At 41.9% G+C, this 23,050-nt stretch carries 25 protein-coding genes; 9 read left to right on the forward strand and 16 right to left on the reverse strand.

Annotated elements, in window-relative coordinates; translation table 11 throughout:
- Positions 1-2: 2 nt before the first annotated feature.
- The 6 genes from ACGF63_RS11620 to rfaQ form a co-directional block, all read right to left on the reverse strand.
- A complete protein-coding gene (locus ACGF63_RS11620; RefSeq protein ID WP_387630868.1) occupies positions 3-746 on the reverse strand; it encodes a glycosyltransferase family 25 protein in 744 nt (247 codons plus the stop codon).
- 34 nt (positions 747-780) lie between these two features.
- Entirely contained in the window at positions 781-1,668 is an 888-nt protein-coding gene (locus ACGF63_RS11625) for a hypothetical protein (RefSeq protein ID WP_387630871.1), read from the reverse strand.
- Between the two features lie 30 nt (positions 1,669-1,698).
- Positions 1,699-2,658: a polysaccharide deacetylase family protein gene (locus tag ACGF63_RS11630; protein ID WP_387630874.1), complete on the reverse strand. Its 960-nt coding sequence runs from the start codon at positions 2,656-2,658 to the stop codon at positions 1,699-1,701.
- A 142-nt stretch (positions 2,659-2,800) separates the two neighbouring features.
- Positions 2,801-3,895, reverse strand: coding sequence for a glycosyltransferase (locus ACGF63_RS11635; protein ID WP_387630876.1), 1,095 nt, complete (start codon positions 3,893-3,895; stop codon positions 2,801-2,803).
- On the reverse strand, positions 3,892-5,022 hold the full coding sequence (locus ACGF63_RS11640; protein ID WP_387630879.1) for a glycosyltransferase family 4 protein: 1,131 nt from the start codon (positions 5,020-5,022) through the stop codon (positions 3,892-3,894). The genes ACGF63_RS11635 and ACGF63_RS11640 overlap by 4 nt, the downstream gene beginning before the upstream one ends.
- Positions 5,019-6,083, reverse strand: coding sequence for a putative lipopolysaccharide heptosyltransferase III (rfaQ, locus tag ACGF63_RS11645; RefSeq protein WP_387630881.1), 1,065 nt, complete (start codon positions 6,081-6,083; stop codon positions 5,019-5,021). Before rfaQ ends, ACGF63_RS11640 begins: the two co-directional genes overlap by 4 nt.
- A 230-nt stretch (positions 6,084-6,313) precedes the next feature.
- Between rfaQ and waaA the strand changes: the two genes are divergently transcribed.
- From waaA to coaD, 3 genes are read left to right on the forward strand one after another with little or no spacing between them, the layout of a single operon-like run.
- Entirely contained in the window at positions 6,314-7,591 is a 1,278-nt protein-coding gene (gene waaA, locus ACGF63_RS11650) for a lipid IV(A) 3-deoxy-D-manno-octulosonic acid transferase (RefSeq protein ID WP_387630884.1), read from the forward strand.
- On the forward strand, positions 7,592-8,365 hold the full coding sequence (locus ACGF63_RS11655) for a glycosyltransferase family 2 protein (RefSeq protein WP_387630886.1): 774 nt from the start codon (positions 7,592-7,594) through the stop codon (positions 8,363-8,365).
- Positions 8,365-8,847, forward strand: a complete 483-nt coding sequence (gene coaD, locus ACGF63_RS11660) for a pantetheine-phosphate adenylyltransferase (protein WP_152963669.1) — start codon at positions 8,365-8,367, stop codon at positions 8,845-8,847. The genes ACGF63_RS11655 and coaD overlap by 1 nt, the downstream gene beginning before the upstream one ends.
- A gap of 74 nt (positions 8,848-8,921) precedes the next feature.
- On the opposite strand, the gene mutM is transcribed toward coaD, so the two are convergent.
- Positions 8,922-9,731 (reverse strand): bifunctional DNA-formamidopyrimidine glycosylase/DNA-(apurinic or apyrimidinic site) lyase, encoded by an 810-nt coding sequence (mutM, locus tag ACGF63_RS11665; RefSeq protein WP_152963670.1) that lies wholly within the window; start codon positions 9,729-9,731, stop codon positions 8,922-8,924.
- A gap of 115 nt (positions 9,732-9,846) precedes the next feature.
- Here mutM and rfaL point away from each other — a divergent pair, with 115 nt between their 5' ends.
- Positions 9,847-11,067 (forward strand): O-antigen ligase RfaL, encoded by a 1,221-nt coding sequence (rfaL, locus tag ACGF63_RS11670; protein WP_387630890.1) that lies wholly within the window; start codon positions 9,847-9,849, stop codon positions 11,065-11,067.
- A gap of 56 nt (positions 11,068-11,123) precedes the next feature.
- Here the strand turns inward: rfaL and ACGF63_RS11675 are convergent, their stop codons facing one another.
- From ACGF63_RS11675 to radC, 7 genes are all read right to left on the reverse strand, one after another.
- Positions 11,124-12,299, reverse strand: a complete 1,176-nt coding sequence (locus ACGF63_RS11675; RefSeq protein ID WP_387630893.1) for a glycosyltransferase — start codon at positions 12,297-12,299, stop codon at positions 11,124-11,126.
- Positions 12,280-13,398, reverse strand: a complete 1,119-nt coding sequence (locus tag ACGF63_RS11680) for a glycosyltransferase family 4 protein (protein ID WP_152963673.1) — start codon at positions 13,396-13,398, stop codon at positions 12,280-12,282. The genes ACGF63_RS11675 and ACGF63_RS11680 overlap by 20 nt, the downstream gene beginning before the upstream one ends.
- 7 nt (positions 13,399-13,405) lie before the next feature.
- Complete coding sequence (locus ACGF63_RS11685; RefSeq protein ID WP_387630897.1) at positions 13,406-14,404, reverse strand: glycosyltransferase family 9 protein; 999 nt, start codon at positions 14,402-14,404, stop codon at positions 13,406-13,408.
- Between the two features lie 186 nt (positions 14,405-14,590).
- Entirely contained in the window at positions 14,591-15,712 is a 1,122-nt protein-coding gene (locus tag ACGF63_RS11690) for a glycosyltransferase family 4 protein (protein ID WP_387630900.1), read from the reverse strand.
- 173 nt (positions 15,713-15,885) lie between these two features.
- On the reverse strand, positions 15,886-16,053 hold the full coding sequence (gene rpmG, locus ACGF63_RS11695) for a 50S ribosomal protein L33 (protein ID WP_010847629.1): 168 nt from the start codon (positions 16,051-16,053) through the stop codon (positions 15,886-15,888).
- 11 nt (positions 16,054-16,064) lie between these two features.
- Positions 16,065-16,301, reverse strand: a complete 237-nt coding sequence (rpmB, locus tag ACGF63_RS11700; protein WP_004265123.1) for a 50S ribosomal protein L28 — start codon at positions 16,299-16,301, stop codon at positions 16,065-16,067.
- A 239-nt stretch (positions 16,302-16,540) separates the two neighbouring features.
- A complete protein-coding gene (radC, locus tag ACGF63_RS11705) occupies positions 16,541-17,233 on the reverse strand; it encodes a DNA repair protein RadC (protein WP_152963676.1) in 693 nt (230 codons plus the stop codon).
- Between the two features lie 197 nt (positions 17,234-17,430).
- Between radC and coaBC the strand changes: the two genes are divergently transcribed.
- The 3 genes from coaBC to slmA all read left to right on the forward strand — a co-directional run bounded on the left by coaBC (position 17,431) and on the right by slmA (position 19,800).
- A complete protein-coding gene (gene coaBC / locus ACGF63_RS11710) occupies positions 17,431-18,648 on the forward strand; it encodes a bifunctional phosphopantothenoylcysteine decarboxylase/phosphopantothenate--cysteine ligase CoaBC (protein ID WP_036845441.1) in 1,218 nt (405 codons plus the stop codon).
- Positions 18,626-19,084: a dUTP diphosphatase gene (gene dut, locus ACGF63_RS11715; RefSeq protein WP_036845438.1), complete on the forward strand. Its 459-nt coding sequence runs from the start codon at positions 18,626-18,628 to the stop codon at positions 19,082-19,084. The genes coaBC and dut overlap by 23 nt, the downstream gene beginning before the upstream one ends.
- 116 nt (positions 19,085-19,200) lie before the next feature.
- Complete coding sequence (slmA, locus tag ACGF63_RS11720) at positions 19,201-19,800, forward strand: nucleoid occlusion factor SlmA (RefSeq protein ID WP_387630904.1); 600 nt, start codon at positions 19,201-19,203, stop codon at positions 19,798-19,800.
- A 59-nt stretch (positions 19,801-19,859) separates the two neighbouring features.
- Here slmA and pyrE read toward each other — a convergent pair whose 3' ends face one another.
- Both pyrE and rph read right to left on the reverse strand, forming a co-directional pair.
- Positions 19,860-20,501, reverse strand: a complete 642-nt coding sequence (pyrE, locus tag ACGF63_RS11725) for an orotate phosphoribosyltransferase (protein ID WP_387630907.1) — start codon at positions 20,499-20,501, stop codon at positions 19,860-19,862.
- A gap of 84 nt (positions 20,502-20,585) precedes the next feature.
- Complete coding sequence (rph, locus tag ACGF63_RS11730) at positions 20,586-21,299, reverse strand: ribonuclease PH (RefSeq protein WP_387630909.1); 714 nt, start codon at positions 21,297-21,299, stop codon at positions 20,586-20,588.
- A 126-nt stretch (positions 21,300-21,425) separates the two neighbouring features.
- On the opposite strand from rph, the gene ACGF63_RS11735 reads away from it, so the two are divergent.
- Positions 21,426-22,289 carry a YicC/YloC family endoribonuclease gene (locus ACGF63_RS11735; RefSeq protein ID WP_036845429.1) on the forward strand — a complete coding sequence of 288 codons (864 nt, stop codon included), beginning with the start codon at positions 21,426-21,428 and terminating at the stop codon, positions 22,287-22,289.
- Between the two features lie 310 nt (positions 22,290-22,599).
- The coding region (locus ACGF63_RS11740; RefSeq protein ID WP_387630912.1) for a transposase at positions 22,600-23,050 on the forward strand (451 nt) is incomplete at its 3' end.

Genomic DNA, 23,050 nt, shown 5'->3' on the forward strand with positions numbered 1-23,050 from the left:
ATTCAATATTTTTTAATTTTATATATTTTTCTAACAAATATTTTCCATAATATATTTTTAATCTTTACAGAAAAGGGCCTTCTTTTCCTTATTTCTTTCCAAATTTTTCCTGCCTTAATACTATGCTCATTATTTCTCCCCGATATGGTTGTATTAACAGCATCCTCACTTTCTGTGACCAAAACGGGTACTGTACAACATAATTTTATCACTCCATTTTCCCTGAAAAACGCCCAGCGATCTGCAACCAGCCATACAGGATAAAGGAAAGCAATGAGGTTTTTAGCTGCCTGATTATTCAATATATAACCACAAGTTAATGTGGCGTCCAATACCGATTTAATATCCACACCACAAGGAAACTTATATTTGGAATGTTCAAAATATTGACTGGCTTTACTCAAAAGAATAACAGAAGGGGCTATTATCTTTTCTTGCTGAATTTCATTTAAGAATTCAGGCAAACGTTCATTTAAGATAACATCATCCTCTAATATTAATGCCATCGGAATATTATTTTCAACTATATTCCTGTAGGTTTTTATATGACTCAAAGCACACCCAATCTCACCAGGCGTTATAGCATCACTTAATTCTCTTGTTTGCCTTTGTAATTCCTCCTGTGATAACAGGCGGCCATCAACAGCCTCAATAAATTCATAATCTAAGTTTAATTTAATACATTGTTCTTCTATTCTTTTCCTTCTCTCTGTAGAATGTTTAAGATTAATAATAAAAGTTTTCATATCCTGTGCTAATGCTCCATTATTATCATAACGATTAAGGAAAAATCACTCTTTGTAAGTTGTCTCTATTACACCACCTATTTTTATATTCAAATGTTGGCCGCCCGAAACTAAATCTCATCTCCAAATTATTTTCATGACTATATTCAATAGCATCCTTAACATTAACCCACGTAGAAACCGTTCCTAGCGATAGATTTGGATAACTCAAATCCATTCCGCTATTAACATAGTCATAGCAAATCCATTTTTCACATTGTTTTTTAACAATAAATTGCATTGCACAAGGATTTCCTTCTAACCATAAAATATTACCAAAATTTATAGAGGGTATTTCTTCAAGAATTTCCTGCATTTCATTTTTATATGCATGTTCATTCCTGCGTTTAAAATAGAGATAGTCATAAATATCAGTTAATTCTTTCGAATCATAATGATCAACATTAACAACACTACCCCCACTTTTTATAAAACGATTCAACTCTCTATTTCTTGTTTCTCTTGTTTTTCTAGAAATATCCTTAACCAAACATATCTGTCTTTTAGCATTTAATTTATCCGAACAGTTAATAGTATTAACTTTATTTTTTGACGACATAAACTTTGATTTAAATGGAATAATAGATCTAACATCCGATCTAATCGGCAATATTATCTCATCAAAATTAAATGGATATTTATTAATTCCTTCTTTAATGACAATTTTCTGCTCACCCGCGAGGTAACGATCTCTCCAACTACAGATACCACCAATGATATTCCCTGAACTATCTCTTTTTATATAAAATTTCTCATTTAGCTGAAAACGCTTATGGAAAAAATCCAAGACGTTTGGAGAAGTGATCACACTTCCTCCATATAAATGATAAGCCTCTTGATAGTCATCAAAAGAACCTAATTTCCAACCAAAATTAAGTAACATCAATTAATCCTGTCAGTTTTATTTTCTCAATCATGACGATTTCTTTAACTGATAATATTCAGCCAATGTCATCCCTTGAACTCGTGGTTTCAGGTAGTTAAATAATTCCTCTAAATCCTGATAAAGACTCTCAATGTGTTCTTCATTTTTAAATGTCGGGCTACCACCAGGCATAAATTCAGATGAATGCAACATAAATTCAACATAATCACAGCCTTCTGCCAATGTTTGCTGAATAACTTTCTTCATTTGCTCCAGATTACCACCTTTTGGCCGTAACCAGTTAACCGAAGGAGAACGCTGCTTGCCGCGCAAATTATCGTATTTCTGTTTCAGGGAGTTCATCAACGGAGAGTACTTATACTGGATGCTCATTGGTACTTCCAGCAAAGAAGAACAGCCTTCTTTGGAGATATCCTGCAAATCCATAAAATAGGCATAAGATGGAAAGTGGCTATAATCAGTTCCACCGTTACCATTAGGATCACCTTTTGTGAAACGCCAATTAACCCGCGGCGTTACCGAACAATCGACTTGATAACCATATTCTACCAACAATTCAGCATAATATTCATTAAATGCCCAACGACCCGCCCGATGGCTTAACATTTTAGTTTGTAGTTTATCTTCTAATAACTGAGTCATTAGGCCAACTTTGGCTCTGACTTGTTCTTTCGGAAATTCAATCAGATAAGGTTTATAACGCATATCATCATTGGTAAGAGGAACAAGAGGTGGATTATTCCAGGCATGTAAATGCATACCTATTTCACCTTGACCTCTGGCAATAACATCTTTAGCAAAGTCAATGTATAAATCATTCATAGCCATCTCATAGTTCGTCAACCAAACCGGTTTAAAACCAAAACGCTCACATAGACTCTGAAACCTTGGTAAGTAACGTGTATTTTCTGTCGAAATCTGACTGTGGTTTTGCCATAAGTCATCACCTTCAGTATCAATCGTGATAATAAATGCGGGTAAAGTCATTAGAGGTGTGCCCAAAACAGACCCAAAATAATGGCGTTATGGTACGCAGGTCAGCGATACAGCGCAATTAACTTATCGCTAAAAGAGTCGCTATGTCCAACTTTATTTACTCAGATTAAACAATGAGTTAGCTTATTCAGCTTTATAAAGATAAATATTTTGCCAAAACAATATCTAAATCAAACTTCTTATACATATCCTCTGTGATGACAGGAGGCTCCAGGAAAACAAGTTTCATTTTCTCTTCAAGTGAGTCAACTGTCAGTTCTGATTTATATTTTTCCAACTCACCAACCATAATTTCATTCACACCACCTGGGCATGCAACACTGACAATTGGAGTATCGCAAATCAATGATTCAATCAGTACATTACCCAGCCCTTCACTGTCAGAACTCAAGACAACCGCTTTAGCTCCACGAATAACAGGTAATGGATTTTCGAGGAATCCGGTTAAGATGACTTTAGATTGTAAGTTTAAATCCACAATCTTTTGTTTTATCTGTTGAGTAATAGACTCATCTCCATGACCAACAATCAATAATTTACATGGCAGAGCTGCTTTCGCAAAAGCCTCTAATAAACGATCATGCCGCTTAACCTGGTGAAATCGGCCAACATGTAATAAATACGTTTCATCCGAATAAGGATTATTTTGCAAAGATTTTTCTTTAATATCAGGAATATTGAAAGGATTATAAATTGTCACCATTTTCTTAGGGTTAAGTGACAGATTAATTACTAAATCTTTCCCGACGGCATCAGAGACACAAATTAGATTCCGATTATTATATGTCCATTTAATTTTTTGTTTCTTTATCCAACGGGGTAATCCGCTTTTATTACCAAGGTACGAACTCGAGAACACACCATGGATACAAAACCACACATTTAATCCCGCTAGTACCTTTGATTTTACGACAATACGATCGGTTTTATGCAAATTTGAGACAATCAATGAGGGGATTCCCTTCCGAAGAAATATTTTTTCTAAAACTTTATCCATAGATTTAGCCCTACGGCAAATCTCAGTCTGTCTTCTGAAGGGCCCATTGTACTCATCAGCATCAATAATCAGTTCAATGCCAGCAGGCACTAAATACTCACATTTTTCCGCCAGAGAAAGCAGCGTAATATCATACCCTTTCTGTTGCAGACCATCACAAAGCCGGATAGTGACATTTTCTGCACCGCCACCAGGTAATCCATCAATGATAAATAATATGTGTCCTTTCATGATGAGAGCACCCTTTCGTATAGTCCAATGAGCTGTTGTGATAAATGTTCCGGTGTATAAGGCAGTACCTTAGTTCTCGCTAATGCTGACATTTTATTATTCAAATGATCAGAAGGCGTATTTTGAATCGCTTCTGTAATATCCCGGATATCCAAAGCATCACATATAAACCCGTTACTTCCAGAGGTAACAAATTCAGCACCACCGCATGTCGTACTGGTTATGACCGGAAGCCCACAAGCCATTGCCTCCAATATCACATTTGGGAACGGATCATATAAGGTAGGTAACAGCAAGCCATCTGCAATCTGATAAAAAGGCAGTGTCTTTTTCTGAACGCCCATAAATCTGATCCGCTCATTGCACCCCAGAGAATTGGCTAATTGCTTATATTTTTTCTCTTCTTTATCCTGACCCACAACAATTAAATATGCATCAGTAGCACTAACTGCCTGAATCGCTACTTTTAGCCCCTTTCGCTCAAACCCGGAACCAACATAAACGAAACATTTCGCCTGTCGGGGAAGATCATATTCTTTCCTTAACAGCATTCTTTGAGATTCTATTGCCGGAAGAAATTGCTTATGGTCTATCGCATTATAAATAACTGATATTTTTTTCTCCGAAAGCCCAAAATCCGCCATGACCTCCCGTTTTACCATTTCCGAGTTACAAATAACCATTTTTAGTTCTGGTGCCGAATACATTTTTTGCTCCGCATCCATAACATAACGATGATAACGACTCGCAAAAAGTAATTTGCCTCTCCAGGAGGATAAAACCCGGGCACGCTGCTGCAACCACCGCTGATGAACACCATCACCCGCACGGTAAATATCGCAACCAGCAATGCGTTCATGACTTTGAACAAGATCAAATTGCTCTTTTTCCCATACTGCTCTGGCCGCTTTAGCAAATCCTCTCTCACGGCTGATTCTTCCCCATTTATGAGGATTTGCTAAATGAACATACCAGTCAGGGCTAATGTCTCCCTGCCAGGAACGAGTAATAACATTGAGCTCCAGATTTTCATTACCTAAAGCTTCTAAGGCGCGGGAGACAAAACGTTCTGCTCCACCATCCGGGCGATATTTCTGCCGAACAATCGCAAGACGTACTGATTTCATAATAAATTTCTCCGGGCGGCAGCAATAACTACATCACTGGGAATGACATTCAGATAACGTATGCCCGTTTTAGTATCAACATCATCAGGATCAGGTAAATCGCCATAATCACCAGCCCAAATTACTTCACCCTTCGCTTCCCATGGGCGCCAGAATACTAACTTTGATGGCCCAAATAAAGCAATACAAGGTGTTTTCAATGCTGCGGCCATATGCATAGAAATAGAGTCTACCCCTATGAATAAATTAGCTTCATCAATCAGCGCTGCAAGTTGAGGCAAGGTTAATAGGCCAGCAAAAGAAATAACACTTTCTTTTGGGCAGCTTGATAAAATAGTCTCGACCATATCTTCTTCCTTACGATCTGGCCCGGAGGTAACAACAACTGTCCAACCATCAGACTGTAACGCACTGATCGTTTCACTCATCTTTTTCTCATCCCAACATTTGAAAAACCAGCGGGATGTTGGCTGCACCACAATATATTTTTGACTTACCCCGTGCTGTTCAAGAAGCACCCGAACAGTGTCTCTATCCTCCTGACGGTAACTCATCGTCACTTTAGTACTGGTCGATGGAAGATTTAACAGCGAAAGAGTTGACAAATTTTGCTCAACGATATGCAAAAATTCACTATGCTCTGTCGGTACTAGATTTGTGAAACATTTTGTCCAAAACAAGCTTCGCCGTTTTGCTAAATCAAACCCAATACGTACTTTTGCTCTAGTAAACCGTGTCACAAACGCACTATACCATTGATCAGCAAGATTAATAACTATGTCATATTTACGATTCCTTAATTGTTTAAGTAATCGCCATTCATGACTAAAATGTACTCTGGCTCCTTGCTTCCTCCATTGTCTATCCATAGAAAATATATTCGCTACAGAAGAAAAATTAGCCAATATCGGTTCTGTTTCTTTGTAGAGTAAAACATCAATTTCCACTGAAGGATAATTATCCTTCAGAGTATTAATAACAGGTGTAACTAATAGCACATCACCATGATGCCGTAACTTTATTATCAGAATACGGCTAAATTGAGCTGGTAATTTACTCATAGTATTCCCAATATAAAGATACAGATAATAAGGAAAAAACTGTCTCTATATGTCCGGTAGCTGCAAGAAACTCCTGCTACTTTTATATATAATAGAAGCACAATTTTACCCAAAAAGCCTAATTTCCCGTTCTTATTCTGTTCAGATCCTAGAGGCTATACGCATTTTCATACTTTCTTTGAAGCAGTGTGATACTATTGGCGCTAATTTATATAAATGAATTTGATAGAATGTTACTGCGTTTATATCAGGTACTTCTCTACCTTATCCAACCTCTGATTTGGTTGCGTTTATTACTTCGCAGCCGCAAGGCTCCTGCTTACCGTAAACGTTGGGGTGAACGTTATGGTTTCTGTGCCGGTAAAGTTGCCGCTGGAGGCATTCTGCTTCATTCCGTGTCCGTGGGTGAGACGCTGGCTGCAATCCCTTTAGTTAGAGCTTTACGCCATCATTACCCTTTTTTACCGATTACAGTGACGACGATGACACCAACGGGCTCAGAAAGAGTCCTCTCCGCGTTGGGAAATGATGTCAATCACGTCTATTTGCCATACGATCTTCCCGGCTCCATGGAACGCTTTCTCAATCAAGTTAATCCAAAGTTAGTCATCATTATGGAAACAGAACTTTGGCCTAATCTGATTTTTCAACTCCACCAACGTAACATTCCTCTGGTTATTGCTAATGCCCGTTTATCTACACGTTCAGCCGCGGGATACCAGAAAGTAGGTAATTTCGTAAAAATAATTTTGCGAAAAATTACCTTGATTGCGGCTCAGAATCAGGAAGATAGCGAACGTTTTATTGAACTGGGTTTGAGGCGCTCTCAGCTGGCTGTCACCGGTAGTTTGAAATTCGATATCTCAGTAACGCCTGAATTAGCAGCTAAAGCCGTGACATTACGACGCCAATGGGCTGCTCGCCGTCCTGTCTGGATAGCGACCAGTACTCATGATGGAGAAGAGAGCATTATTCTGGATGCTCATTGCAAGTTGCTAAAACAATGCCCAAATCTGCTACTGATCCTGGTACCACGCCATCCTGAACGTTTTGCTAAAGCTGAAGAATTAACAAAGAAAGCCGGGCTAAGTTATATTCTTCGCAGCTCCGATAAAATTCCTGACGCCAATATTCAGGTTGTTATCGGTGATACTATGGGTGAGCTGATGCTGCTCTATGGTATTGCTGATCTGGCTTTTGTTGGTGGCAGCCTGGTCGAACGTGGTGGACATAACCCACTGGAAGCCGCCGCCCATGCCATTCCCGTGTTGATGGGTCCACATACCTTTAACTTTAAAGATATCTGCGCCAAACTGGATCTGGCTAATGGTCTGATTACCGTTACGGATAGCCAGTCTTTGTTCACCGAAATCAATAGTTTACTAACTGACGAAGATTATCGCCTGTACTATGGCCGCCACGCAGCAGAAGTATTACATGAAAATCAGGGAGCACTTCAACGTCTGCTTAAATTATTGGAACCCTATCTCCCGCCCCGGAGCCACTAAATGAATGAGAGAAAGCGCCTTTCCGTTGTCATGATTGCCAAGGACTCAGCGGATCTGATCGCAGATTGCCTGGCCTCAGTCAGTTGGGCTGATGAGATCATTGTGCTTGATTCTGACAGTTCAGACGATACCTGCCAGATAGCACAAGCGATGGGGGCAAAAGTATTTTCTAATATTCACTGGCCGGGGTTTGGCCGTCAGCGTCAACTGGCTCAACAATACGCTTCTGGCGATTATATTTTTATGATTGATACCGATGAGCGTGTAACGCCAGAACTGAGAATATCCATAGAGCAAGTTCTGGCACATACTAATGACAATAAGGTCTATAGTTGCGCCCGCCGGAATCTGTTTCTTGGCCGCTTTATGCAACACAGCGGCTGGTACCCGGATCGGGTTATTCGCCTCTACGCCCGCAATCGTTACCAATACAATAATAATCAGGTTCATGAATCCCTTGACACTCATGGAGTTCCGGTTGTTATTTTAAAAGGGGATTTACTCCATCTTACTTGCCGTAATCTGATGGAGTTTCAGGCAAAACAACTGAATTATGCTAAAGCATGGGCAAAACAGCGCCATGAACAAGGTAAACAGTGCAGTTATTTTTCGATTTTCAGCCATACTTTTGGCGCTTTCTTTAAAACCTGGCTGTTGCGTGCTGGCTTTCTTGATGGTAAACAGGGGTTAGTACTGGCTATCGTTAACGCTCAATATACGTTTAATAAGTATGTTGCGTTGTGGGAAAAGAGACTGCAAAAGGGTAAAAATTGATGACAACCAAAGCTATTTATCCCGGAACATTTGATCCTGTTACCTACGGGCATATTGATATCATCACACGCGCCGCAGGCATGTTTAACCACGTTTTGTTTGCTATTGCCAATAGTGCCAGAAAGAACCCAATGTTTACTCTGGATGAGCGCATTAGCTTAGCGAAAGAAGTGACCTCACATCTGGATAATGTAGAAGTGGTCGGTTTTTGTGAATTGATGGCTAATTTCGCCAAAAAACAGCAGGTAAATGTTCTTATCCGTGGTCTTCGTTCAGTATCTGATTTTGAGTATGAATGGCAGCTCGCAAATATGAACCGCCACTTTATGCCTGAATTAGAAAGTGTCTTTTTACTGCCATCACAAAATCTCTCGTTTGTATCTTCATCCTTGATTAAAGATGTCGCCCGCCACGATGGCGATATCTCATCATTCCTGCCAAAACCTGTTGCACAAGCAATGCTAAAAAAACTCGGTAAGTAGTTTACTGAGCTCACTGGGAGCGACGCACTGTAGGATCTCTCCCTTACTACGCCTCCCCAACTCTCCGGTATCAACTAAAACTGACAGCGACGACAAAAGAAAGTACTGCGCTGCCCAAGTTTGATACTTTCTATTTTCTCACCACAAATCCGGCATGGCTCTCCTGCCCTGCCATAAACAAACAGTTCCTGAGCAAAATACCCCGGCTTACCATCAGATTGCAGGAAATCCCTGAGCGTTGTTCCCCCCTGCTCAATAGATCGTTGCAGGACCTTTTTAATCGTTTCTGCTAATAAATCTGCCTCACGCTCAGTTAATGTATGTGCCGGGCGATCAGGCCGGATATGAGCAGTAAACAACGCTTCACTCGCATAGATATTACCGACACCAACAACCAGCTTATTATCCATTAACCAGGGCTTAATCAATGTTTTTTTACTACTTGATCGAGTGTAGAGATAAGAACCGTTAAAATCATTAGAAAGTGGTTCAGGCCCCAAATGCGTTAATACTGAGCACTGATTGAGATCATCACTCCATAGCCACGCTCCAAACCGTCTTGGGTCGGTATAACGCAAAACTTTACCGTCTGCCATGACTAAATCCACATGATCATGTTTCTCCGCAGGGCATTCCTCCAATAAGATCCGCAAACTGCCCGACATACCCAAATGGACAATAATCCAACCATCTGCCAATTCAATCAGCAAATATTTGGCCCGGCGTTGAACACTGAGCACAAGCTGATCACTCAGCTTCATAATTTCTTCCGCTACCGGCCAGCGTAACCTCCCATTCCGGACTACCGCATGTTGGATCACGTTCCCTACCAGATGTGGCTCTATTCCTCTCCGGCTGGTTTCTACCTCTGGTAGTTCTGGCATGATAATAACTCCTGTATTATGTCTGTTTGTTTCAACTCTATTGCATCTCAGCAGATTAAGATAATCTTTTCATGTATCATTTCCAACCAAGTTCAACAGAAATGAAAACAAATTGATGAATATGTTTAATCTTAGAAATTGTAATAAAAAATCACTATGGAATTTATCCCTTATTGGGATTTATATAGCCCTTGTTTATCTGCCTGATATAACAAGATATAAAAACCTGGTTATTATCCTGATTGGCATTACCGCGCTGACCTATCTGGTAACAGATTTTCGTCAGGTAATGCACTCTATGCGTAATTCACTATTCCTATCCATTCTGTTATTCATCTTGGCAATGTTCTACTCAGTCGCGATTTCAGTCGATCCCGCATTGAGTTTTCAAGAGATGAATAAACCTATTCTAAATGGATTGCTGCTGTTCAGTTTTACTTTTCCGGTTGTATTGTACAACGAGAATAAAGAAAGCATTGCCAAGATGATTCTGTTCTCATTCGCCATTGGGATGCTGGCAATATGTCTGACTGATATCGGTAGATACATTATTAACTACAATCAGGGTGAAACGCCTTTCACCGGCTATAGCCACCGGGAATTTTCTTACGGTTTTATTTTCTATTTCCCAATTTTACTCTGTACCTGGGCATTGTGGAAAAAGCATACCTTAGTTAGCTGGCTGATATTGGCTGTTGCCTCTGCGATAAGCTTATTTTTATTGTTAGGTACCTTAGCCCGTGGTGCCTGGGTCGCTGTTGTTGTTATGACGATCTTTATCATCATTATTAATCGGGAATGGAAACTAGTTATAGCAGCAAGTTTAAGCCTTAGCCTCTTAGTTGGAGTTACCTACTTCACTATGACACATAATGCAGATAATAAATTACTATTTAAGCTTACCCAAACAGATAGCAGCTACCGCTATACCAATGGAACTCAAGGAGCTGCTTTTGAGTTAATTCTGGAGAATCCAATTAAAGGCTATGGTTATGGTAATAAAGTCTACCATAAGGTCTACAATGAACGAGTTAATGACTATCCAAGCTGGGTATTTCGCACGTCTATCGGACCTCATAATATCTTTCTGGCACTCTGGTTTGCTGGTGGAATAATCGGCCTCACCACAACTTTGTTGATGACCGTCTCAGCGCTGTACACCGGTAGTCATATTATTGGCCGTAACAGCGGAATAGTAAGGCAATCAGGAGTTATTCTGCTAACTGGGTTTATCGGACTATTTATTGTCCGTGGAGCCTTCGAAAATACCTATATCAATGAAATAGGCATTTTATTTGGTTTGATGATTGCGCTGTATAAAAAGAAAAGTGACTAGAAAAATATCCCAGCCATATCATCAGTGGCTGTATATGACCATCTCCACACCGATTATTATGCAGAAATATCCTTTGATATCGTCTGCATAATAAGCCTGGCCCGCTTATCCCAGTTAAGACGCTCTGTTACCAGCATTTTTGCATAACCGACTTGCGCTTTAACTCTCTTTGGATTGTCTCTTAATGACTGGATTTGCTGGGCAAAACTTTCCGCATTCTCACTGTCAGCAAAACTGACCGCGTTTTCATCAACCACATCACGAATAGAAGGAAAATCGGAAATAACCACAGGTTTACCCATCGCCATATACTCAAATAACTTCAGTGGTGAGGTATAGCGGCTGCCAATGCTGGTTTTAGTTAATGGCAACAGACAAATATCATTATCTGCAATTATCTGGAAACGCAATTTAGGCTGAATAAATCCAAGAAAATTGACTCGGTCACAAACACCAATCTGCTGAGCAATCTGCTGTAGCTGTTGAATTTGTTCTGGTTCACCGCCAGCAATATTCAGTGCTGCATTTTCAAGATAACTCATCGCCTTAATCGCCGTCGGAACCCCCTTCCAATGATGCAAACTGCCCAGATAAAGAATCTGAGTTGGGAATTCACTCTTAGTTGATGCAAGTTTATTGGATGACATCGACTCTGCTGCCAGCATATCTACACCATCTGGCGCAATAACAATAGATGTATCAACATGATATTCACTAATAATGTCATCACGCAGTAGCGAGGTCAGAACAAAAACAACCCGGGACTGGCTATAAACAAAGTGCTCGGTTTCTCTCAACTTCTGATATTTACGCTGATTTTTATTTTTACCTAAATCATGTGACTCCTTAAATGACTGAGCAAAAATCTCATGACTTTCGAAAAACAGCGGAATTTCTGGGTGTTTGGATAATAGATACTTCGCAATTTTCAGATTACGGGTAAAAACGGCGTTTACCTCATTCTTGCTCAACCAGCTGGAAACCTGAAAATAGAACATCTTTTGGGTATTCAACGGAAAATACCATTTACGCCGGATATTGCGTAACGATATCAGTTTAGCTGATGATGATAATGAGCGCCCAAGTATCTCCTCTACGGTATTTTTACCTTCAGGCACAACCAGATAAACATCCGCCCCCTGACGAGCAAACGCATCAACATTTTGCAGAATTTGTAGTGATGCAACCCGATAATCAGGAACCGGGTAGGGATCAATATAGGCAATCTTCATTGTTTATTGCTTTCAGTAAACGATTTGCTGAATGTTCCCAGGTATACATTGTTTCAATCCGCTGGCGAGCTTCTTTTCCCATTCTTTGCCCTCTGTCTGGCTGAGACAATAAAAAATTAACTGCATCGACAATGGCTGAAACATCCCCAGGCGTGACCAAAATACCTGACTTATTCTCGTTACCGACAACTTCCGGTATGCCTCCGATATAACTGGCAATAACCGGTCTGCCACACGCCATAGCTTCTGCGATCGTTATTCCAAACGCTTCATCACCAATACTTGGGAAAATCCCCGCATCACCAGCAGCATAATATTCAGGCAATTGGTCATGTCCTACAGGTGGGTGAAAAATTACCTGTTTTTCCAGTCGCAGTGCTGCAACCCGTTTTTCCAGACGTTTTAGATCTTCACCCACTCCGATAATCAGTAACTTAACATCTTTATCCTGTAGCTGAGCCATTGCATCAATCGCCACATGCATACCTTTCCAACCAACCAAACGCCCGGCAAAGGTCAGCAAAAATGTTTTATCACTGATTCCAAGACGAGTTCTGACAGCAGAGTCAGCCGGCCTGAATTTATTAATATCAACGCCATTGTAAATAACCTTTGGGAATTGTTTAAAATGGTGCTGAATCTGCCAGGCATTAAAATGACTGCATGCCACCCAGGCTGAAATTCGTTTACTCAGCGTTCTGTCACCCTTGAAGAAACTGGTACCGCCGCTCATATAACAAAACTTAGTACGACTCCCTTTTGGCATCATTCGTGGCCAGAAAAAATCAAATGGCTTAGTCAGAATAATCCAGTCAAAATCTTCAGTAATAACCGTATTTCGGGCATGACGGGCAAGCGAGTAACGTTCAATAATACGCTGAAAACGCCGGCCGATATTAATCACTTTCTCTCTGGGAGTGAATGGAAAAGTATGGATCCGTATTGCTCTTCCATTTAGCTCTGGCCGGACATCACCCACTCCACCCAAAATATGGATCTCATGACCGGCATCAGTCAGCGCTTTCGCAAGTTCCCAGACTGCCGTCTGAATGCCACCGTAAGACATAGTCACAGTGACATCAACTAAACCTATTTTCATCTGTTTATTACCCTGCTGACTTGGTTGCCAATAATTTCTGAGTTGCCTGCCAGACTTGCTCAACAGATATAGCAGACATCGGATCTTCACGTGTGGCTTGCATATAATGAACGGGATGTTCAATAACCACCAAATGTGTATGCTGTTGAGGCGCTAAAAAACGGCCCGGATGAAAACTGTGATACATCGCAACCATCGGGATACCTAATGCACCAGCTAAATGTGTCGGCCCAGTATCAACACCAACGTACAAATCAAGTTTGCTCATCATTGCCGCATTTTGTCGCATTGTCAGTCTCCCTACCAGCGAAGTACATTTTTCAGCACCGAATCTTTCTGCCAATGATTGAGCCACAATTTCACCATCAGTGCTGCCTAATAACATAATATGCGAATGTGGATAACCGCGATAAATGTATTGCGCTAATTGATAAAAATGTTCAACCGGCCAGTCACGATAAGCTTTTGCCGGGAAACTTTGTAATTGAAAACCAATCAGGAGCTTATTATCCAAATGATGCTGCCGCATAAAATCATCGGCAAAACGTAGTTCCCCTTCACTAACACAATAATTCAACCGCCAGTCACTCACCTCAACATCTATCGCATTAGCAAGCATCGCCCGTTCTTGCTGAGCTGGCACCAATACTTCTGGCTTTTTCACTACTATCCAACCCGATTGCAACGAAGATTCATCTGAAAATGAAACTGTTAAGTGTGATTTACGTTTTGCATACTGTAATAACGGTTTATCATCGCTATATACTAAAGCCAAATCATAATGTTTACCGGTAAACCAACCACACCATTTTGCCTTGCCTTTTGAAAAAGCAGTCAATCTATTGATATCACCTATATTTTCAAGGATCTGTTTGGTTCTTTTATGCGCCATAACATCAATATTCGCCCCAGGCCACTTCTGTTTTAAAGCACGAAGAACCGGTGTCACCAGTAAGGTATCACCGAAACGCGCTATGATAATGACCAGAATATTTTTGATTTGCATAAGACAATTATCTGATTAATCTGCTATAAAATTCAACAAAATATACAACAAAGCTTTTTTGTATGCTATCGCTCGGGGCAGGATAATTAAACTACAATCAACTTTATAGCCATTTAATATCAACAAATTACTTTTCGTCCAGAACCATAAATCAAAGGATAGCACCGAGAATAATCTTAAAGAATGTTAATGCTTTTCACCTTTAAAGCTGTGAAAAAAGATCTTTTCCATTTTATCTAGCATATTATCCATTCCAAATAAAGCAATTGCCCGCTCTAATGAAGAATGACTGAATTGCAAACGCAGTTCATTATTATGAATCAACAACTCTAAACTTTCTGTCAATAGCGCTGCGTTTCTGGGTTCCACGATATAACCCGTTTCACCATCAACTACCGCTTCGGTAATTGCACCAACCGAGGTTGACACGACAGGTATCCCACACGCCATTGCCTGCATAATCCCTTGTGGCACGCCTTCATTACCAAAAGAAGGTAATGCAAATAAATCCATCGCATTCAGGCAATCAGGAACATCCCGGCGGTTACCTAAAAAAATGACACTATCCGACAAACCTTCTCGCTTCACTAAAGGTTCCAGTGATTTACGTTGTGGGCCATCACCAACAAACAAAAGCTGCCAGTCAGGATATTTCTGGTGTAAAACCTTCCAACTTTCTAACAGATAACGATGCCCTTTCCAAGTTCTCATCGTCGCAACGACACCTAATGTCGGTTTATCCTTGATACCAATCCGCTGACGGCAAACTTTCTTATCTTCCGGCCGGAAACGATCTAAGTTGATACCAGTGGGTACTGATGTCATATGTTGTAATGGATAACGATTATTGGCATGTAAATGCTGACGTAGTTTTTCACCGGTAGTCGCAATATGCCGGCACGCTTTCAGATATAACCAACGAGTTGTCATTGAATTAGAAACCTGGGTTGATACATGCCGGGTTCTGACCATCGGCGGCATATGCCTCAACGTTGCACAAGCCAAAGCAACCAACCATGAATCTGTCGAGCTGTGTGTATTAATAACGTCAAACTGACGGCCTTCTTTTTTCAACCAATTACGCATAGCAAGAAAGCTGGACCGACGTTTTTTCTCAATAGGCAAGGCTACAACCGGCACATCATAAGATTTTGCTTCACGGTAGATGTTAGAACTTGGACAGCAAACAATAACCACCTTGTGCCCACGTTTTATCATTCCCTGGGATTCCGTCAGAATACGGATTTCCTGACCTCCCCAACCACAAGAAGATTCTGTATGTAAAATATTTAGTTTTTCTTTAGCCATTTCGGTTCCCTATCCAGCCTGCCGGAAGGTGTTAGTATAGCGAAACAGCATTTTACGTCTATGAATAACCGGATATATATGAAACGCTGAGAAGAATGAGTGAATATTGACTATAAAATCTATAGGCAACAAAAAACCCAGCCGAAGCTGGGTTTTTATCAAATCAACCAAAATTATTTAATCTTAGCTTCTTTGTACATTACATGCTGACGAACAACTGGATCAAACTTTTTCATTTCCAGTTTCTCAGGCATGGTGCGCTTGTTCTTCGTAGTGGTATAGAAGTGACCAGTACCAGCTGAAGAAACGAGCTTGATTTTATCGCGAATACCTTTAGCCATTTTTCAGCTCCTTAGTACTTCTCACCACGGGTACGAAGTTCAGCCAAAACTGCATCGATACCCTTCTTATCAATCACACGCATACCTTTAGCAGATACACGCAGAGTTACAAAGCGCTTCTCGGACTCAACCCAGAAACGGTGGGAATGCAGGTTAGGCAGAAAACGACGCTTAGTCGCATTCAATGCGTGAGAGCGGTTGTTACCACTCATCGGGCGTTTGCCAGTAACTTGGCAGACTCGGGACATGTCTATTCTCCAAAAATCAAATCAGCTCGAGCTTTGTATTGGGTATGGCCGCCTCGTCAGGCTTAGGAGCCCATCTCAGCAAATTCTACTGAAAAGACTCACATTTACTCAGAAAATGTGCTGAGATAGGCTCTTCTCGCCAAACCAAAGATCCTCAAAGGTGGCGTAGTATACGCCCTCAATCGCTGACGCTCAAGTCCCGCACAACTAAAGATCCCCAAGGATCTTGAAAAAGTTGGCTAAATCCAGCCTCGCTCAGCAAATGAGACACAACATTGCCGACCAATAACCAGATGATCCAATACTTGTACGCCAACCAGATTACAGGCATCAATCACTTTGTCTGTAACAATCTTATCCGCCAAGCTAGGCTCTGCATGACCCGATGGGTGATTATGAGCCAAAATAATAGATGAAGCATTCACCTTTATCGCCGATCTGACAATTTCACGAGGATGAACTTCAACTTTATTGATTGTGCCTTTAAACATCTCCTCATGACAGATAACTTTATTCTGATTATTGAGAAACAACACAACAAATATTTCCCTGTCATGCCCTGATAACAGGTTTTGCAAATATTCTTGGGTCACACTTGGGCTGCTCATAATATCTTCATGAACAAACTGACTGGAGAAAAAACGCTTTGCCAATTCTGCAATAGCCTGCAATTGTGCATATTTGGCTAATCCCATCCCTTTATGAGAACAGAAAGTGTCATAATCAGCAGAGAGTAAATGGTACAGAGACCCAAATTCCTTCAGCAAGAATTCAGCCATCTGCAAAACCGGAAGCCCTCTGGTCCCGGTGCGCAGAAAAATAGCCAGTAGCTCCGTATCTGTTAAAGAAACTGAACCATATGCCAGCAATTTTTCTCTGGGAGCTAAATTTGAATATATTTCTTCTGTATTTTCAGCAATGCCAACTTCCATATATTCATCTCCCTGCCCTGTTTCATCTGATACAAACAGTATTCCATGCCTTAAAAATAAGGACGAACGTCATATTCATAAGCTGCGTAGCCGCTCGCAAACTTACCCTTTTTCACTATCAAAGTTCAGACTATCCTCAACTCTGTAATCTCTTGTGATAAAATCCAGAACCCTTGCAACTTAATATTCGGACAACCATGATGGCAGGACTTTCCGGCAAACAGATTGTGCTCGGTATTAGCGGAGGGATTGCCGCTTACAAAACTCCCGAACTGGTACGCCGCCTGCGTGATCGCGGTGCACAGGTACGTGTAGTGATGACACCGGCAGCAGAAGCGTTTATTACCCCACTGACGTTGCAGGCAGTTTCCGGTTACCCCGTCTCCGACGACCTGTTAGATCCGGCAGCAGAAGCTGCGATGGGACATATAGAACTTGGCAAATGGGCTGATCTCATTATTCTCGCCCCAGCTACGGCTGATTTACTGGCTCGTCTGGTAGTTGGTATGGCAAATGATCTGGTGACAACTGTCTGTCTGGCTTCCCCGGCACCCGTTGCCGTGTTACCCGCGATGAATCAACAGATGTTTCGTGCTCAGGCAACACAACATAATCTCAAGATCCTTGAAGAACGGGGGATTCTCCTGTGGGGCCCAGACAGTGGCAATCAGGCTTGTGGTGACGTTGGCCCTGGTAGGATGTTGGATCCAATGGCGATTGTTGAACTGGCTGAACAACATTTTCAAGCAAGCCAGGACTTAACTCACCTAAAACTTGCTATTACCGCCGGACCAACCCGTGAAGCACTGGATCCCGTCCGTTTTATCAGCAATCACAGCTCCGGCAAAATGGGGTTTGCCATCGCCCAAGCCGCAGCGGCGCGGGGCGCAGAAGTCACCCTTATCACAGGCCCCGTTAATTTATCGACCCCACCGGGTGTCAAACGAATCGACGTAACCAGCGCCTTAGAAATGAATGAACAAGTACTGGCGGTAGCTGGGTTACAGAATATTTTTATTGGTTGTGCTGCGGTTGCAGATTACCGCGCTAAACAAATTGCCCCAGAAAAAATTAAAAAACAGGGCGAAGAAATTACTTTCACTCTGATTAAAAACCCTGACATTGTTGCCAATGTAGCCACAATGCAAGAAAATCGCCCTTTTGTTGTTGGATTTGCGGCTGAAACCCAGAATGTGGAAGAATACGCACGTAAAAAACTGAACCAAAAACATTTGGATCTGATTTGTGCGAATGATGTATCCCTTACTGGTCACGGCTTTAACAGTGATACTAATGCACTACATTTGTTCTGGCATGAGGGAGATATCCGCTTACCTCATAGTAATAAGTTATTACTCAGCCACCATTTATTAGACGAGATAGTCAGACGCTATGATGAAAAAAATCGACGTTAAAATCCTTGATCCACGTATCGGGCAGGAATTTCCTCTGCCAACTTACGCGACTCCCGGCTCCGCAGGTTTAGATTTGCGGGCTTGCCTCGACAACGCGGTAGAACTGGCTCCCGGACAAACTGAACTTCTTCCGACCGGGCTTGCCATTCATATTGGCGATGAGCAACTGGCAGCGGTTATTCTGCCCCGTTCAGGCCTTGGACATAAACATGGCGTCGTTCTGGGTAACCTGGTTGGTTTGATTGATTCTGATTATCAAGGTCAGCTGATGGTTTCTGTCTGGAACCGCAGTGATAAAACTTTCACTATCGAACCGGGCGAACGTATTGCTCAGATGGTTTTTGTACCCGTCATTCAGGCTGAATTCAATCTGGTAGAAGATTTTGAAACCAGCGAAAGAGGCAGCGGTGGTTTTGGTCATTCTGGTCGCCAATAAGTCTCTATAAAACCTAATATCATTAACTAATTATCATATTCTTTGCTCAAAATACCCTTGGGCAAAGAATTGCTGATTTGTTTATTTTACTGTTCTTATCAGAGGTTTTGTCAGACATGGCAGAAAACGAAAATACGAAGAAAAGAAACAGGCGTGAGGAGATTTTGCAAGCCCTTGCGCATATGTTGCAATCCAGTGATGGCAGCCAGCGGATAACCACCGCTAAACTGGCCGCCAATGTAGGCGTTTCCGAAGCTGCGCTGTACCGGCATTTTCCCAGTAAAACCCGGATGTTTGACAGCTTGATCGAGTTTATTGAAGACACATTAATTTCACGGATTAACCTGATTCTACAAGACGAAAAAGACACCATTACTCGTATCCGTCTGATATTGGTTCTGATTCTGGGCTTTTCAGAAAAAAACCCTGGTCTGACCCGCATCATGACAGGACATGCTCTGATGTTTGAACAAAATCGGCTGCAAGGGCGCATAAATCAATTATTTGAACGAATTGAAGTACAGATCCGTCAAGTTTTAAAAGAGAAAAAATTACGTGATGGGCAAGGTTTCAGTTATGATGAGTCGTTATTAGCTTCCCAATTACTGGCGTTTTGTGAAGGGATGCTATCACGCTTTGTTCGCTCAGAATTCCGCTATCGCCCAACACAGGAATTTGAAGCGCGCTGGCCGTTGTTATTGGCCCAGTTACAATAAGCTATTCTACTACTCACCCCGCCCGTTATTGGGCGAGGGCTTTTTTTAAAGCTTACTTGTCAGATACCGTACTGCTCACGATATGCTTCAACTGCATCCAGATGCTCTTTCATCTCAAGCTGACTACCTAAATAACTAATCAAATCATTCAAGGTAATAATGGAAAACACTTTACAACCGTAATCTCTTTCAACTTCCTGAATTGCCGAGATTTCACCCTTCCCGCGTTCCTGACGATCAAGACAAATCATCACGCCGGCAAGAGTCGCATTATGCTGCTTGATAATCTCCATAGATTCACGGATAGCTGTGCCTGCGGTAATAACATCATCAACCAGAACAACATTTCCTTTAAGTGGGCTACCGACCAAAGTGCCACCTTCACCATGATCTTTAACTTCTTTACGATTAAAACAATATGGCATATCAATATCATGGTGATCTGCCAATGCAACCGCCGTTGTTGTTGCGATTGGAATACCCTTATAAGCTGGTCCGAACAACAAATCACACTGAATACCGCTATCCAACAACGCTGCCGCATAAAAACGCCCGATTAACGCCAAATCACGCCCGGTATTAAACAGCCCGGCATTAAAAAAATACGGGCTTTTACGTCCTGATTTCAAGGTAAATTCCCCAAACTTCAGTACCTGTTTCTTTAGCGCAAGCTCAATAAATTCGCGCTGATAGGCTTTCATTGGTGTTTCTCCTCTTATTTAGTTTGGTTATCCGCTACACGACAGACACAAAAAAGGCGACTATTACGTCGCCTGATCAACTTATTATTTCAACGCATTTCTCTGCGCTTCAAAAATGTCCTCTAACCCCCCTTTGGCAAGGGCCAACAAGGACAGCAACTCATCATGACTAAACGGCTCACCTTCCGCAGTGCCTTGCACTTCAATCATCCGGCCATCTTCCATCATCACGACGTTCATATCAGTTTCAGCGGCTGAGTCTTCCACATATTCCAGATCGCAACGGCCTTCACCATCCACAATACCGACAGAGACCGCAGCAACCATTGATTTCAGTGGACTTTCTTTTAGCTTACCCGCTGCAACTATTTTATCCAGCGCATCAACCAGCGCCACACAAGCGCCCGTTATAGAAGCTGTGCGGGTACCACCATCAGCCTGGATCACATCACAATCCAGAGTAATGGTGTATTCACCTAGTTTTTTCAGATCAACAGCGGCGCGCAGCGAACGGGCGATTAAACGCTGGATTTCCATAGTACGCCCCCCCTGTTTTCCTCTGGCTGCCTCACGGGCATTTCGGGTATGAGTAGAGCGCGGTAACATGCCATATTCAGCCGTAACCCAACCTTGTCCCTGACCTTTCAGGAAACGGGGAACCCCTTCTTCAACGGATGCATTACATAACACTTTCGTATCCCCAAACTCCACCAGAACCGAACCTTCCGCATGCTTAGTGTAATTACGGGTTATAGTGATAGGGCGCACTTGCTCTGCCGCTCTTCCTGCTGGGCGCATAGTGTTATCTCCGTTGTTAAATCATTATTGGGGGCGCATTATACGGCCTAACAGGGCTAATGCCTATCCTGCATCTACAACGAGCGTTATAATCCCTTAATCTTTTATTTAAATTGGGAACGAATCATGATTCGTAGTATGACTGCTTTTGCACGGCACGATATCAAAAGTGAATGGGGCAATGCGGCTTGGGAACTGCGCTCCGTTAATCAGCGTTATTTAGAGACTTATATCCGCCTGCCAGAACAATTCAGAAGCTTGGAACCGGTGATCCGTGAACGCATTCGTTCCCGTCTGACTCGTGGAAAAGTTGAGTGCAACCTGCGTTTTGAACTGGACTCACGCATTCAAGGCGAACTCATTCTAAATGAAACTTTAGCGAAACAGCTGGTAAATGCAGCGAATTGGGTTAAACAACAGAGTAATGAAGGTAAAATCAATCCTGTTGACATCCTACGCTGGCCAGGTGTCATGGCAGCGGAAGAGCAGGATTTGGATGCTATCAGTACCCAATTGCTGGAAGAGCTGGAGAAAACACTGGATGCTTTTATTCAAAGCCGTGAAACCGAAGGGACTGCACTTAAGACCATGATTGAACAGCGTCTGGACGCTGTCACCGAAGAAGTCAGTAAAGTTCGCCAGCAAATGCCTGAAATCATGCAATGGCAACGGGAACGTCTACAAACCAAACTGGAAGAAGCTCAGATACAGCTCGAAAATAACCGACTTGAGCAAGAATTAGTTTTGTTGGCTCAACGCCTTGATGTGGCGGAAGAATTAGATCGCCTCGACGCCCATGTTAAAGAAACCCACAATATTCTGAAGAAAAAAGAGGCCGTCGGCCGTCGTCTGGATTTTATGATGCAGGAATTTAACCGCGAGTCTAATACTCTAGCATCTAAATCTATTAATGCCGATATCACCAATTCCGCTATTGAATTGAAGGTGCTGATTGAGCAGATGCGGGAGCAGATTCAAAACATCGAGTAAGTTTTCAGGCGAATTCACAAAGTCCCACGACACCTCACCACCATCGCTAAGTCCGCGTAATTGCGGACTTTTTTAATACTATAAAGTCTCATATAATATCACCACAGCAAAGATATTATTGGAATGATGTATGGCGAAATTAACGGATATACAAATCAAAGCATGGATAACGATTTGATGGGCGTTCTGATGATAATGGACTGTATTTAACCTGAACTCTGCTTAAGAAAGGAAAGAAAAAAGGAACTAAGAGCCCGAGGCACGATCAAAGTTTTTGTATAGAAAACAAAATCGTGGAGATCCTCAGGCTATGATTACTTTAGAAGAACTTGACTGCTGCGTCGATGATTTTTGCCAAAAATTTATTCCGCTTTGGGAACAACAGCTCATCGAGAATAACCTGCTTAAACGCCATCGCGCCGCTTCCCTGTCACTGAGTGAAATCATGACGCTCCTCATTTTATTTCACATGAGCCACTATCGTCATTTCAAAGCGTTTTATATTGAGCATGTGCAACAGTATCTTAAGGCTGATTTCCCCCATCTGGTCAGTGACAACCGAATAATAACCTTGAAGAAAAAAGCGATTATCCCGTTGTGCGCTTTTCTTTCTTCACGCAAAGAAAAATCACAAGGCATGGCTTTTATCGACTCCACCAAAATCGCCGTTTGCCATAATCTTCGTATTCCCCGAAATAAGGTTTTTGAGGGGGTAGCACAACGGGGGAAAACCAGTATGGGGGGGTTTTATGGTTTTAAAC

Source organism: Photorhabdus sp. RM322S (assembly GCF_042879395.1).
GTDB lineage: Bacteria > Pseudomonadota > Gammaproteobacteria > Enterobacterales > Enterobacteriaceae > Photorhabdus > Photorhabdus khanii.

What these genes read in the sequence shown, in the direction of transcription:
- ACGF63_RS11675 (WP_387630893.1), bottom strand. Translation starts at nt 12,299, where the DNA reads ATGAAGATTGCCTATATTGATCCCTACCCGGTTCCTGATTATCGGGTT.
- dut (WP_036845438.1), top strand. Translation starts at nt 18,626, where the DNA reads ATGATGAAAAAAATCGACGTTAAAATCCTTGATCCACGTATCGGGCAG.
- ACGF63_RS11690 (WP_387630900.1), bottom strand. Translation starts at nt 15,712, where the DNA reads ATGGCTAAAGAAAAACTAAATATTTTACATACAGAATCTTCTTGTGGT.
- coaBC (WP_036845441.1), top strand. Translation starts at nt 17,431, where the DNA reads ATGATGGCAGGACTTTCCGGCAAACAGATTGTGCTCGGTATTAGCGGA.
- waaA (WP_387630884.1), top strand. Translation starts at nt 6,314, where the DNA reads ATGTTACTGCGTTTATATCAGGTACTTCTCTACCTTATCCAACCTCTG.
- pyrE (WP_387630907.1), bottom strand. Translation starts at nt 20,501, where the DNA reads ATGAAAGCCTATCAGCGCGAATTTATTGAGCTTGCGCTAAAGAAACAG.
- rpmB (WP_004265123.1), bottom strand. Translation starts at nt 16,301, where the DNA reads ATGTCCCGAGTCTGCCAAGTTACTGGCAAACGCCCGATGAGTGGTAAC.
- ACGF63_RS11680 (WP_152963673.1), bottom strand. Translation starts at nt 13,398, where the DNA reads ATGAAAATAGGTTTAGTTGATGTCACTGTGACTATGTCTTACGGTGGC.
- rpmG (WP_010847629.1), bottom strand. Translation starts at nt 16,053, where the DNA reads ATGGCTAAAGGTATTCGCGATAAAATCAAGCTCGTTTCTTCAGCTGGT.
- radC (WP_152963676.1), bottom strand. Translation starts at nt 17,233, where the DNA reads ATGGAAGTTGGCATTGCTGAAAATACAGAAGAAATATATTCAAATTTA.
- ACGF63_RS11640 (WP_387630879.1), bottom strand. Translation starts at nt 5,022, where the DNA reads ATGAAATCAGTACGTCTTGCGATTGTTCGGCAGAAATATCGCCCGGAT.
- ACGF63_RS11620 (WP_387630868.1), bottom strand. Translation starts at nt 746, where the DNA reads ATGAAAACTTTTATTATTAATCTTAAACATTCTACAGAGAGAAGGAAA.
- ACGF63_RS11685 (WP_387630897.1), bottom strand. Translation starts at nt 14,404, where the DNA reads ATGCAAATCAAAAATATTCTGGTCATTATCATAGCGCGTTTCGGTGAT.
- rfaQ (WP_387630881.1), bottom strand. Translation starts at nt 6,083, where the DNA reads ATGAGTAAATTACCAGCTCAATTTAGCCGTATTCTGATAATAAAGTTA.
- ACGF63_RS11655 (WP_387630886.1), top strand. Translation starts at nt 7,592, where the DNA reads ATGAATGAGAGAAAGCGCCTTTCCGTTGTCATGATTGCCAAGGACTCA.
- rfaL (WP_387630890.1), top strand. Translation starts at nt 9,847, where the DNA reads ATGAATATGTTTAATCTTAGAAATTGTAATAAAAAATCACTATGGAAT.
- rph (WP_387630909.1), bottom strand. Translation starts at nt 21,299, where the DNA reads ATGCGCCCAGCAGGAAGAGCGGCAGAGCAAGTGCGCCCTATCACTATA.
- ACGF63_RS11735 (WP_036845429.1), top strand. Translation starts at nt 21,426, where the DNA reads ATGATTCGTAGTATGACTGCTTTTGCACGGCACGATATCAAAAGTGAA.
- ACGF63_RS11625 (WP_387630871.1), bottom strand. Translation starts at nt 1,668, where the DNA reads ATGTTACTTAATTTTGGTTGGAAATTAGGTTCTTTTGATGACTATCAA.
- ACGF63_RS11630 (WP_387630874.1), bottom strand. Translation starts at nt 2,658, where the DNA reads ATGACTTTACCCGCATTTATTATCACGATTGATACTGAAGGTGATGAC.
- ACGF63_RS11635 (WP_387630876.1), bottom strand. Translation starts at nt 3,895, where the DNA reads ATGAAAGGACACATATTATTTATCATTGATGGATTACCTGGTGGCGGT.
- coaD (WP_152963669.1), top strand. Translation starts at nt 8,365, where the DNA reads ATGACAACCAAAGCTATTTATCCCGGAACATTTGATCCTGTTACCTAC.
- mutM (WP_152963670.1), bottom strand. Translation starts at nt 9,731, where the DNA reads ATGCCAGAACTACCAGAGGTAGAAACCAGCCGGAGAGGAATAGAGCCA.
- slmA (WP_387630904.1), top strand. Translation starts at nt 19,201, where the DNA reads ATGGCAGAAAACGAAAATACGAAGAAAAGAAACAGGCGTGAGGAGATT.